This window comes from Mycobacterium sp. P2_H7 (genome assembly GCF_056403275.1).
Map to the genome: position 1 here is coordinate 1 of NZ_JBFUFU010000012.1, position 12,674 is coordinate 12,674.

Below are 12,674 nucleotides of genomic sequence, written 5' to 3' on the forward strand. Positions count from 1 at the left end.
GTCCGCAGCCCAGGATGATGGTGTCGGCATCGGTTGTGCCGCCGGTGGCCCAGTCGTGGACGTGGTTGGCCTGGCAGTGGTCGGCGGGGGCGAAGCACCCGGGTCGGGTGCAGCCACGGTCGCGTGCGATCGCCACCAGGCGCTGCGCTGTGGACGCCAAGCGTTTGGTGCGACCCAAATACAACGGTTCTGCGGTGTGTTTGCGAAATAGTAGGAAGTAGTGGTGGGCGTGGGCGGCCAGGCGCATCAGGTCGGGGATGGAGAGTTTGACGCCGCTGTTGGTGTGCGCGATGCCGGCGCCCTTTTCCAGGTCGGCGAGGGGGGCGGTGATGACGACGGTGACCGGTAGTCCGTTGTGTTGGCCGAGTTTCTTGGACATCAGGGTTTCGCGGCACAGGGTTTTGAAGGCGTCGTGGGCGCGGCGGGCGGGGCTGCGGGTGTCACGGGCGGCGGCTTCGGCGAACCGTTGTGCGGCGTGCAGTTCCTCTTCGGCTTCGGGGTCGAGCGGATTGGGTGTGGGGTTGGGGATCGGTTCGGTGTCGGCGGGATTGTTGACCCCGGGGGCGGCCCAGACTGATTCGATGGTTTTGAAGTAGGCCGCGGCTTCGGCATCGAGGTAGCCGCTGACTCGGTAGTTGCCGTCGGCGTCTTGGGGTCCCAGCCGCAGGCCGGGTTGATGCTGCGCGAGGTCGGGGCTTTTGCCGTCCTGGTTGAGCAGATAGAGCATGTGGGCGCCGGCGTCTTTGACGGTTTCGGGTGGATTGGTGGTGGCGATGCGGACCAGGGTGTCTTCCCACTCGGCGCGCACGGCGACGGTGAGGTAGCGATCGGCCTTGCGCAAGACGTCGCGGATGATGGTGGTGTGTTCGAGGTTGATGGTTCCCTGGGCGAGGGCGGCAGCGCAGGCGGGTAGTTCGGGTTGCAGTGTTTCCCCGCCGATGATGTGTCGGGGACTCAGATGCTCAGCATCCTTCACCCGGGCCTTCGCCGCCGTTTGGCTGATGCCCAGTCGCAGCGCCAGAATGTCGGGCCAGGATTTCCCGCCGATCTCCTTGGCGGTGACCTGGCATTGCAAGGCAGCCAAGATGCGGTGATCGACAGATGCAGTCGTACGGACCAGGTGCTCCCGTTCGGATTGGATCTCAAGCAGTTCCGGAACTGTGAAGGCAGTGAAGTCGAGCGTGGTCAGTTTCTGGCAGGCGGCACGGTAGTCGGCGAGGGCAGTGGTGACCGCCTCCCGATCCGACACCGTATTCGCAAGCATGTTCGAAGTCTACGCCGCACCACCGACGGGACCAGAAGTTATCCACAGCCCCAAAAGCTATCCACAACAACGCAATTCGCTCTTGCGTAACCGCTCAGGTCGTGATCTGAATCTGCCCGTCCACGTCGACCACGGAATAGCTGCGTACCGGTTCGCCACCACCTGCCTCGACGCCTGTGCACATGTCATAGGTCGCGCCGTGCAACGGACAGACCACCACGCCGTCGTCGGCCAGCCCGTCGGCCAAGGGTCCACCTTTATGTGGGCAGACCGCGTCCAGCGCACGCAACGATCCGTCCCGCAACCGGAACACCGCGATCTGGGCGTCTGCTACCGCGAACGTCCGCCCCTCGCCAACCGGGATCTGCGAGACCGGCCCCAGAATGCTCATCGGTGCCCTCGGCTCTTCGCGCAGGCGCTCATCGCACCGGCACCTGGGGAAGAGTCAACAACGGCAACGACGAACGGAACTGCCCCTCGCTCACCGGTTCCCGGCCATCCAGCCACGGATCCCGATACGCATCAACGGATTTCTGCATGCGCGCATCCAGTCCCTCCGCCAATCCGAGTGCATCTTCGACCACCACGGCGCGGATGTGCTCGATGCCCACTCGCGGTACCCAGGCATACGTGCGTTCCAGCCATCGCGCATCCTCGCGGTAGAACTGCAGGAACCGGCCGGTCAGCGTCATCACTGTGTCAGCAGAGTCCACGGTCGCCAGCAGGTCGCCTTTACGGATATGCGCACCCGCCGCGCCACCGACGTAGATCTCCCAGCGGCCACCGTCCACGGCGACCACCCCGAGGTCCTTGCACAACGACTCGGCACAGTTGCGCGGGCACCCCGTGACAGCCAACTTCATCTTCGCCGGGCTCGCCAAACCCTGGTAACGCTCCTCCAGTGCAATGCCCAAAGCCGTCGAATCACCGACCCCGTAGCGGCAGAAGTCGCTGCCCACACAGGTTTTCACGGTGCGGAAGCTCTTGCCGTAGGCATAGCCCGACGGCATGTCCAAGTCGGCCCACACCGCGGGCAGATCCTCCTTGCGGATACCCAGCAAGTCGATGCGCTGGCCACCGGTGCACTTGATCAGCGGAATCGCGTACTTGTCGGCGACGTCGGCGATTTTGCGCAATTGGTCCGCATTCGTCACCCCGCCCTTCATCTGCGGGACCACCGAGAATGTGCCGTCCCGCTGGATGTTGGCGTGCACCCGGTCGTTGATGTACCGAGCGTCCTGCTCGTCGACGAATTCGTCCGCCCACATCATCTCCAGCAGCGAGGACAGTGCCATTTTCGAGCCGGCATCGACACGGCCATCAGGAGCCAGGGCAGCGAATACCGAAGATACCGAATGCAATTGCAGCTCACGCACCAACGACATCAAAGACGGCTTGTCGTAGGGGACACCGGGCACGTACCACGATGCCGACGGATCCTCGGTGACGGCACCGCCGGCCGCCCATTCGACGATCTGGCCGACCAGTTCCTTACAGGAGCCACACCCCTTGCCGGCCTTGGTCTTCGCCATCACCCCCGAGACGGAGGTTTCACCGGCCTGTACACAGGAGACCAGCGCGCCCTTGGATACCCCGTTGCAGTTACACACCTGCGCATCGTCGGAGAGTTCCGAAACACCCACCGCCACATCGGGGGTGCCGATGTCGAACATCAGTGACACGCGCTCGTCGGGCAGCGGCAGGCCGCTGTCGAAGGCCTGGGTCAGGAAGGACACCTTCGACACATCGCCGACCAGGGTAGCGCCCACCAGCTTCCCGTCCCGGATGACGATCGTCTTGTACACGCCGTGTCGTGGTTCGGAGTACTGCACGAACTCGTCGTCGGGCAGCTCGGGGGCTTTGATGCCCATCGAGGCCACGTCGACGCCGGCGACCTTGAGTTTGGTGGCGGTGCGCGAACCGCGGTATGCCGCAGTGGTATCGGTGCCGGTGAGGTGATCGGCCAGCACGGTGGCCTGCTCCCACAGAGGCGCGACCAGCCCGTAGACCTGGCCGCGGTGCTGGGCGCATTCGCCGACGACGTAGACGTGACCGTCGTCGATGGACCGCATGTGATCGTCGACCACGATGGCCCGCTCAACCGTCAGGCCGGCACGCTGCGCCAGTCCGACGTTGGGCCGGATACCCGCGGCGATGACCAACATGTCGCAGTCGATGACACTGCCGTCGGAGAAGACGATCCCCGACAGCTTGGCGTCCTCGTCGACGAGCACCTCCGTGGTGCGTTTGTCGGTGTGCACGGAGATGCCGATCCGTTCGACGGAGCGCCGCAGGATGGTGCCGGCGGCGTCGTCGAGCTGCGCGTTCATCAGGGTGGGCCCGGCGTGTACGACATCGACGGCCAGGCCCCGGTTCTGGAGCCCGCGCGCGGCTTCCAGGCCCAGCAGTCCGCCACCGATCACGACGGCCTTCGTCCGGTTGGCCGCCTCGGTGATCATCCCGATGCAGTCGTCCAGCGTGCGGAAGCCGAAGACGCCGTCAGCGAGGTTCTTGTTGTCGGCCCACAAACCCGTCATGGGCGGGAAGAACGAGCGGCTTCCGGTCGCGAGGATCACATCGTCGTATCGGATGGTCGACCCGTCATCGGCATGCACCAGCCGCGCGAACGTGTCCAGCCGCACGACGCGCACCCCGGCCCGCAGGTCGATCGCATTGTCGGCGTACCAGTCCAGCGCGTTGAGGTAGATCTCCGCCGAGTCGTCACTGCCGGCAAGCACATTGGAGAGCAGGATGCGGTTGTAATTGCCGTACGGTTCGTCGCCGAAAACGGTGATGTCGAAGAGTTCGCCGCCGCCACGCGCCAGGATTTCCTCGATCGCGCGGACGCCGGCCATCCCGTTGCCCACGACGACCAGCCTGCGCTTCACGGGATCTCCACCAGGCCCAGGTCGAGCACCACGGTGCCGGCCACGCCGGCCGGTGCTGCGACGTAGAGCTCGAGCACGGTGTCCCCGAGCAGATCCTCCACCACCCGCAATGCCACGTGGGTGGCACCCTTTGCGGCGATGGGGAAGTAACGCATGGGGGCGCCGTCACGGAACAGCACCACCGTGATCAGTTCATCGGTGGAGTTGCCGCCGCGGAAGTACACGGGCTGCGTGACGCTGCCCGCCGGCACCACGTACCGCAGCGAATCGTGTATCAACTCCGGTTTGTCAAGCCCGGCTCCTTCGAATGCGAAGGCGCCCTGCAGGAATCGTGGTGCACTGCCATCGCTCATGCTTCAGCAGAAGCTAGGGCCCGATTGTTTCCGGTTGGTTTCCCCAGTGCAACGGCAGTGAATACCGTTGCGCACGACGGGTGATCCTCGTGATGTGAGTAGGTGTTGACAAGCCGGACACGGTGGTGCAACGGGTGCGGAATGGCGTGGTCGTAATTTTCTGACCAACCGATCCGCACTTTGGGAAGGACCCCCTTGACCATGTTGACCCGCGACCGTGACATCGAGCACTGGGACGCCGAGGACGTCGACGCCTGGGAGGCGGGTGGCAAGAAGGTTGCGAAGCGCAACCTCATCTGGTCCATCTTCGCCGAGCACGTCGGCTTCTCGGTGTGGTCCATCTGGTCGGTGATGGTGCTGTTCATGCCGCAGAACGTCTACCACATCGACGCCGCGGGGAAGTTCTACCTGGTGGCCATGCCGACGCTCATCGGCGCCTTCATGCGGATCCCGTACACGATCGCCCCGGCTCGTTTCGGCGGCCGCAACTGGACGATCGTCAGCGCACTGTTGCTGCTCATCCCGACGCTGCTCACCTGGTGGGCCATGAGCAACCCCGGCACCACCTACACCACCTTCCTGGTGATCGCGGCGTTCGCCGGTTTCGGCGGCGGTAACTTCGCGTCGTCGATGACGAACATCAACGCCTTCTACCCGCAGCGGCTCAAGGGCTGGGCGCTGGGTCTGAACGCGGGCGGCGGCAACATCGGCGTCCCGGTGATCCAGCTGATCGGCCTGCTGGTGATCGCGACCATCGGCAACACCGCCGCGCACCTGGTATGCGCCATCTACCTCGTGCTGATCGGTTGTGCCGCAGTCGGTGCCGCGTTGTTCATGGACAACCTGCGCAACCAGAAGTCGAACCTCGGCGCCATGGTCGAGGCGATGCGTTACAAGCATTCGTGGGTGATGAGCTTCCTGTACATCGGGACGTTCGGCTCGTTCATCGGGTTCAGCTTCGCCTTCGGCCAGGTGCTGCAGATCAACTTCCTGGCCGGCGGTGCCACCGCCGCGGCGGCGTCCCTGCACGCAGCGCAGATCTCGTTCCTGGGACCGCTGTTGGGGTCCATCTCGCGGCCGTTCGGCGGCAAGCTCGCCGACCGCATCGGCGGCGGCAAGATCACCCTCTACGTGTTCATCGCGATGATCTTCGCGGCCGGCATCCTGGTGACCAGCGGCATGCTCGACGACGCCATGAAGGGCGCCCCCACGGGCGCTCAGATGGGTGCCTACGTCATCGGCTTCATCCTGCTGTTCATCCTGTCCGGCTTGGGCAACGGCTCGACCTACAAGATGATCCCGTCGATCTTCGAGGCCAAGGCGGCCGACCACGACGAGTGGACCCGCGAGGAGAAGGCGTCCTGGGCGCGCAAGATGTCCGGTGCGTTGATCGGCTTCGCCGGTGCCGTCGGAGCGCTCGGCGGGGTGTTCATCAACATCGTTCTTCGGGCCTCCTACGTCAGTGACGCCAAGTCGGCGACGAATGCCTTCTGGGTCTTCCTCGCGTTCTACGTGATCTGCGCAGTGGTGACGTGGTTCGTGTTCCTGCGCATCGCGCCGGCCAAGCCGAAGGTCGCCGACGAGCTGCCGGAATCGGTTGCTACCGCCTGACCTGCAACGACTCGGCCTCACCGCGCGCTCACCGAGGGGTTGAGCACGCGGTGAGGTCGAGTTTTCTTTGCGCTAACGTCACCACAAAGGAACCGGAACACTGGCAGCAGACGATGTTTCCATGTCGGTGAAAACGCGGACCGCGTGCTCGTATTGCGGGGTCGGCTGTGGCATCGAGGTCACCACCAAGGCCGATCCGGTCAGCGGTTTACCAGTGATTGCGCAGGTCAGCGGTGACAAGCTGCACCCCACGAACTTCGGCAGGCTGTGCACCAAGGGAGCCACCCACGCCGAGCTGATGGCCGCCACCGACGGCAGGCTGAGCACGGCGCTGGTGCGTGCCGAGCGCGGTGCGGAGGCTGTTTCCACCCCGGTCGACGAGGCCGTCGCCGAGGCCGGCCGCCGGCTGCGGGCCATCATCGACGAGCACGGTCCCGATTCGGTCGCGCTGTACGTGTCCGGCCAGATGTCGATCGAGGCCCAGTACCTGGCCACCAAACTCGCCAAGGGCTACCTGCGAACCGTGCACATCGAGTCGAATTCGCGGCTGTGCATGGCCAGCGCCGGTACCGGCTACAAGCAGTCCCTCGGCTCTGACGGACCGCCCGGGTCCTATACCGATTTCGACAGTGCCAACCTCTTCTTCGTCATCGGCGCGAACATGGCCGACTGCCACCCGATCCTGTTCCTGCGGATGGCCGACCGGATCAAGGCCGGCGCCAAGCTCATCGTGGTCGATCCACGCAGGACCACCACCGCGGAAAAGGCCGACCTGTTCCTGGCGATCAAGCCCGGCACCGATCTCGCGCTGCTCAACGGACTTCTGCACGTCCTGGTCGAGAACGGCGATATCGATCAACAGTTCATCGCCGAGCACACCCAGGGCTGGGATGCCATGCCGGCCTTCCTCGCCGACTACAACCCGGAGCGGGTGGCCCAGATCACCGGTATCGCCGAGGGCGACATCCGCACTGCCGCAGCCATGATCGCCGAAGCCGGCGACTGGATGACCTGCTGGACCATGGGTCTCAACCAGAGCACCCACGGCACCTGGAACACCAACGCGATCTGCAATCTGCACCTGGCCACCGGCGCCATCTGCCGTCCGGGCAGCGGTCCGATGTCCCTGACCGGCCAGCCAAACGCCATGGGCGGACGCGAAATGGGTTACATGGGGCCCGGATTGCCCGGCCAGCGCGCTGTGCTGTCCGCCGAGGACCGCGCATTCTGTGAGGACCAGTGGGGTCTGGATCCGGGCACCATCCGAAGTGATGTCGGACCAGGCACCGTCGCGATGTTCGAGCAGGCCGCAGCCGGCGACATCAAGGCCTGCTGGATCATCTGCACCAACCCGGTTGCGACGGTGCCCAATCGCAAGACCGTGATCGCCGGCCTGGAGACCGCCGAACTCGTCATCACGCAGGATCCATATCACGACACCGCAACCAATCGGTATGCCGATATCGTGCTGCCCGCGGCCTTGTGGGCGGAGTCGGACGCCGTGATGATCAACTCCGAGCGCAACCTGACGCTGCTCCAGCAGTCGGTGCCTGCCCTGGGCGATGCCCGCCCGGACTGGGAGTTGATCTGCGGTGTCGCCGAAAAGCTCGGTTTCGGTGACGATTTCGACTACAAGTCCAGCTCCGAGATCTTCGACGAGATCCGCCGCTTCTCGAATCCGCGCACCGGATATGACCTGCGCGGCGCCAGCTACGAACGGCTGCGGGAAACGCCCCTGCAGTGGCCGTGCCCGCCTGAGGACGCCGAGGATCGGCATCCCATCCGCTACCTCAATGATGGTGTATCCCAGACACTTTTCGTCGACGACGACGGACACCGGCCGCGGTTGGCGTTCGCGACGCCGTCCCGCAAGGCGGTGTTCTTCGCCCGGCCGCACATGGACGCCCGTGAACTGCCCGACGACGACTACCCGATGGTGCTCAACACCGGCCGGCTGCAACACCAGTGGCACACGATGACCAAGACCGGTCGGGTCGCCAAGCTGAACAAACTCAACAGTTCGCCTTTCGTGGAAATCCATCCCGACGACGCGGCCACCCAGGGAATCACCGAGCACCATCAAGTGGAGCTGACCTCTCGGCGCGGCCGCGCGGTGCTGCCCCCGGTGATCACCGACCGCGTGCAACCCGGCAATGTGTGGGTTCCGTTCCACTGGAACGACGAGCACGGCGAATATCTGACCATCAACGCGCTCACCAACGATGCGGTGGACGCCGACTCGCTGCAGCCCGAGCTGAAGGTCTGCGCGGTGGCGCTGCGGCCCATCGCACCGGTGCTACCCACCGGGGCCGGCCACCCGCTCGCCGAGACGCTCGGACTGCAAGGTGTGACAGTGGAGCTCACCGACGATGAAAAGCTCTATATCGCGGGCTTTCTCACAGGTGTGACCGACAGTTTCGCCGGCGTGCCCGTACTTCCCGCGACGGCGCCGGTACGACCACAGGCGCGACTGTGGATCGACGGCCTCCTGGGCGGCATGTACTCGCGATCCGGGGGAGCGGTCGCCGTTGCGGAGCCTTCGGCGCCGGGGCCGCTGGTGTTGTGGGCCTCGCAGACCGGCACAGCCGAGGAGTTCGCGGCGGGGTTGGCCGGCCGACTGCCCGGCGCGCGCCTCATCCCGATGGACGACGTCACGCTCGCCGATCTTGCGGCTGCCACCGAGATTCTCGTCGTGACAAGCACGTTCGGCGACGGCGGTCCGCCGGACAACGGTGCCGATTTCTGGCAGCGCCTGGAATCTCCCGATGCGCCGGCGCTCCCGGAGCTGCGCTACGCCGTGCTGGGGATCGGGGACAAGGCCTACGACAATTTCTGCGGGCACGCCAAGGCGCTCGACGCGCGGTTTGCCGCGCTCGGTGCGACCCGGATGCTCGACCGTGTCGAATGCGAGGCGTACGACGACGAGCCGCGGGCCGCCTGGGCCGACCAGGTCACCGGTCTCGTCGGCTCGGAGTCCGCGCCGACCGCGACGGCGATGACAATCCCGGTCGCCCCGGCCCCGCTCAGCCGCAACGCCCCGCTGCTGGCGCCACTGAGCCGCAACATCCGGCTCACGCCGGTGTCGGCGCAGAAGGAGGTGCGCCAGTTCGGTTTCGACATCTCCGAACATGTCGCCGAACACGGCGCGAGCTACGCGGCGGGCGACTCCCTGGGCGTCTTCGTCACCAATAGCGATGAGGCCGTGACGGCTTGGCTCGCCGGCACCGGGCTGACCGGCCATGAGGTCGTCGAGATCGACGGTGCCGACACCGATCTGCGTACCGCGCTGACATCCTCCTACGACATCTGCCGGATCACCCCCAACCTGCTGCGTTTCATTGCCGAGCACGGGCCCAAGGCGGCCAAGCGGCTACGTGGACCCAGAGATGAGCTGGACAAGTGGCTCGGTGGACGCAACGGCCTCGACCTCGTCGAGGAATTCGGGGTCCGCGCCGAGGCGCAGGAGTGGCAGGACGCCCTGGTGCGACTCACCCCGCGGCAGTACTCGATCTCCTCAAGCCCGCTGGTCAGCCCCACGGAGGTCCAGCTGACGGTGTCGGTGGTGCGCTACGAGAGTGTGCGCGGCGCCCACCGGCATGGAGTCGCGTCGACGTACCTGGCCGACCGCGCGCAGGCCGCGCCCGTCTTCATCCAGCGCTCACCCAACTTCCGGCCACCGGTGGAATCGGCGACCCCGATGATCATGGTGGGGCCGGGCACCGGCATCGCGCCGTTTCGTGGCTTCCTGCAGGAGCGCCGCGCGCTCGGTCACACGGGGCGGAACTGGTTGTTCTTCGGCGATCAGCACCGCGCCGAAAACTTCTATTACCGGGACGATTTGGAGCACATGGTCGCCGATGGCCTGCTCAACCATCTGGATCTGGCGTTCTCCCGAGACCAGGCCAAGCGGATTTACGTGCAGCACAAGATGCTGGACGCCGGTGCCGAGCTGTGGCGGTGGATCGAAGACGGCGCACATTTCTACGTCTGTGGTGACGCCACTCACATGGCCAAGGACGTCGACACCGCGTTGACGACCATCATGAAGAAGCACGGCGGACTGTCCGACGAGCAGGCGCACGACTACAAACGTGAGCTGGTCGCCGAGAAGCGCTACGTGCGCGACGTGTACTGAACCGCGCCAACCCAATCGGTCCCCACGGCGGTGAATAAATCGCTCGCCGTGATTGTTACTAGGACGTAACAGTGATTGAAGGGGAGATACCGATGAGTTGGCATCCAGGCGACGTCGTCACCGCCTGCCGGCAGATTGAGGACATGGATGTTCCTGCGGTGCCGGAAGGTACCGAGGGCACCATCGAATCCACGACGGTGTTCGGCAGACCCAAGCTGGTGTGTTTCACCGTGCGCACCATCTGGGGCAAGAAGCGTGCATGCATCAATGTGCACCGTGGAGATGTCGGGTAGCACCGAATTAAAGAAGAGGTACCTGATCGGCAATGACGCCGGTCGGGTACCTCTCGCTATGTGTGTCCGAGGGGGGACTTGAACCCCCACGCCCGTTAATAGGGCACTAGCACCTCAAGCTAGCGCGTCTGCCATTCCGCCACTCGGACCGGCCCCATCCCGGATGGGGCGCTTAAGGCTAACGGATGGCCCCTGGTTGACCCAAACCGAGTGGCACGCCAGATGGTAGGAAAGGTGGCGTGACCCGACCCGAAGACGAAGTGGTGGACCTCGTCAGCAGCCTCATCAGGTTCGACACCTCCAATACCGGGGATCCGGAGACCACCAAAGGTGAGGCCGAATGTGCCCACTGGGTCGCCGCCCAGCTCGAAGAGGTGGGCTACGAGACCGAGTACATCGAGGCGGGCGCCCCTGGCCGCGGCAACGTGTTCGCACGCCTCGCAGGCGCCGACCGCAGCCGCGGCGCACTGCTGATCCACGGCCACCTCGACGTGGTGCCTGCCGAACCAGCGGACTGGAGTGTGCACCCGTTCTCCGGGGCAGTCGAGGATGGGTATGTCTGGGGCCGTGGCGCGGTCGACATGAAGGACATGGTCGGGATGACCCTGGCCGTCGCCCGCCATCTCAAGCGCGAGGGCATCATGCCGCCCCGGGATCTGGTGTTCGCGTTCGTCTCCGATGAGGAGCACGGCGGCACCTATGGCTGTCAGTGGCTCGTCGACAACCGACCCGACCTGTTCGAGGGCATCACCGAGGCCATCGGCGAGGTCGGCGGGTTCTCCCTGACCGTCCCCACCCGCGACGGCGGCGAGAAGCGGCTCTACCTCATCGAGACGGCCGAAAAGGGGCTGTCCTGGATGCGCCTGGAAGCACGTGGGCGTGCCGGGCACGGCTCGATGGTCCACGACGACAACGCCGTCACCACCATCGCGGACGCGGTCGCCCGGCTCGGCAAGCACGAGTTCCCGATAGTGCTCGCCCCATCGGTCGCGGAATTCCTCACCGCGGTGTCCGAGGAGACCGGTTACGAATTCGACCTCGACTCACCGGACTTGGACGGCACCATCGCCAAGCTCGGTGGCATCGCCCGCATCGTCGGCGCCACGCTGCGGGACACCGCCAACCCCACCATGCTCAAGGCCGGCTATAAGGCCAACGTCATCCCCGCCACCGCCGAGGCCATGGTGGACTGCCGGGTGTTGCCCGGCCGCAAGGAGGCCTTCGAGCGGGAGATCGACGAGTTGATCGGGCCGAACGTCACCCGGACCTGGGAACGGGACCTGCCCTCGGTGGAGACCACCTTCGACGGCGACCTGGTGGACGCGATGAATGCCGCGCTGCTGGCGGCCGATCCCGGCGCTCGCACCGTGCCCTACATGATGTCCGGCGGTACCGACGCGAAAGCATTCTCCCGCTTGGGAATTCGCTGCTTCGGATTCGCGCCGCTGCGACTGCCGCCGGACCTGGATTTCGCGGCGTTGTTCCATGGTGTCGACGAGCGGGTACCCGTGGACGCACTACAGTTCGGGGCGAAAGTCCTGAAGAACTTCCTGACCCACTGCTGAACCCACCGCTGAGAGGAAGCAATGCCCACCTCCCCGTACGACAACCTGCCGCAGCTACCGACGTTCACTCTGACGTCCGAGTCGGTGGCCGACGGTCAGCCGCTCGGCAACGACCAGGTCAGCGGGATCATGGGCGCCGGCGGCTCCGACGTGTCGCCGCAACTGAGCTGGTCCGGATTCCCGGAGGAGACCCGCAGCTTCGCAGTGACCGTCTATGACCCGGATGCGCCGACGGCATCGGGCTTCTGGCACTGGGCCGTCACCGACCTGCCGGCCGGGATCACGTCGCTGGCCTCCGACGCGGGCAACGGCGATCCGCTGCCCGGTGGCGCGGTCACGCTGAGCAACGACGCGGGCCTCAAGCGCTTCCTCGGCGCCGCGCCGCCGGCCGGTCACGGCCCGCACCGCTACTACATCGCGGTGCACGCGCTGCCGGTCGAGTCGCTGGAGCTGCCCGAGGGTGCCACGCCGGCTTACCTGGGCTTCAACCTGTTCGGTCAGGCCATCGCCCGTGCCGTCATCCACGGCACCTACGAGCAGAACTAGCAGTTTCGCCGGCCGCGAG

9 protein-coding genes and 1 tRNA gene are annotated in these 12,674 nt (G+C 65.6%); 5 read left to right on the top strand and 5 right to left on the bottom strand.

Annotated features, from left to right (window positions below; genetic code table 11):
* The 4 genes from AC1DY7_RS19095 to AC1DY7_RS19110 all read right to left on the bottom strand — a co-directional run.
* On the bottom strand, nt 1-1,264 hold a 1,264-nt coding region (locus tag AC1DY7_RS19095; protein WP_477495282.1), incomplete at its 3' end, for an HNH endonuclease signature motif containing protein.
* 94 nt (nt 1,265-1,358) lie between these two features.
* On the bottom strand, nt 1,359-1,655 hold the full coding sequence (locus AC1DY7_RS19100) for a Rieske (2Fe-2S) protein (RefSeq protein ID WP_477495283.1): 297 nt from the start codon (nt 1,653-1,655) through the stop codon (nt 1,359-1,361).
* Nucleotides 1,656-1,683: 28 nt separating this feature from the next.
* Nucleotides 1,684-4,152, bottom strand: a complete 2,469-nt coding sequence (gene nirB, locus AC1DY7_RS19105; RefSeq protein ID WP_477495284.1) for a nitrite reductase large subunit NirB — start codon at nt 4,150-4,152, stop codon at nt 1,684-1,686.
* The gene (locus tag AC1DY7_RS19110; protein WP_477495285.1) at nt 4,149-4,505 is read right to left on the bottom strand and encodes a molybdopterin oxidoreductase; all 357 of its coding nucleotides are present in this window, start codon (nt 4,503-4,505) and stop codon (nt 4,149-4,151) included. The genes nirB and AC1DY7_RS19110 overlap by 4 nt, the downstream gene beginning before the upstream one ends.
* Nucleotides 4,506-4,706: 201 nt before the next feature.
* Between AC1DY7_RS19110 and AC1DY7_RS19115 the strand changes: the two genes are divergently transcribed.
* The 3 genes from AC1DY7_RS19115 (at nt 4,707) to AC1DY7_RS19125 (ending at nt 10,544) form a co-directional block, all read left to right on the top strand.
* Entirely contained in the window at nt 4,707-6,116 is a 1,410-nt protein-coding gene (locus AC1DY7_RS19115; RefSeq protein ID WP_477495543.1) for a nitrate/nitrite transporter, read from the top strand.
* A gap of 121 nt (nt 6,117-6,237) precedes the next feature.
* The gene (locus AC1DY7_RS19120) at nt 6,238-10,251 is read left to right on the top strand and encodes a molybdopterin-dependent oxidoreductase (protein WP_477495286.1); all 4,014 of its coding nucleotides are present in this window, start codon (nt 6,238-6,240) and stop codon (nt 10,249-10,251) included.
* Between the two features lie 92 nt (nt 10,252-10,343).
* The gene (locus tag AC1DY7_RS19125; RefSeq protein WP_477495287.1) at nt 10,344-10,544 is read left to right on the top strand and encodes a hypothetical protein; all 201 of its coding nucleotides are present in this window, start codon (nt 10,344-10,346) and stop codon (nt 10,542-10,544) included.
* Between the two features lie 63 nt (nt 10,545-10,607).
* On the opposite strand, the gene AC1DY7_RS19130 is transcribed toward AC1DY7_RS19125, so the two are convergent.
* Nucleotides 10,608-10,693 (bottom strand) — tRNA-Leu (locus AC1DY7_RS19130).
* 90 nt (nt 10,694-10,783) lie between these two features.
* Between AC1DY7_RS19130 and AC1DY7_RS19135 the strand changes: the two genes are divergently transcribed.
* Nucleotides 10,784-12,109, top strand: coding sequence for a M20/M25/M40 family metallo-hydrolase (locus AC1DY7_RS19135; RefSeq protein WP_477495288.1), 1,326 nt, complete (start codon nt 10,784-10,786; stop codon nt 12,107-12,109).
* 21 nt (nt 12,110-12,130) lie between these two features.
* Nucleotides 12,131-12,655: a YbhB/YbcL family Raf kinase inhibitor-like protein gene (locus tag AC1DY7_RS19140; RefSeq protein WP_477495289.1), complete on the top strand. Its 525-nt coding sequence runs from the start codon at nt 12,131-12,133 to the stop codon at nt 12,653-12,655.
* Nucleotides 12,656-12,674: the final 19 nt, after the last annotated feature.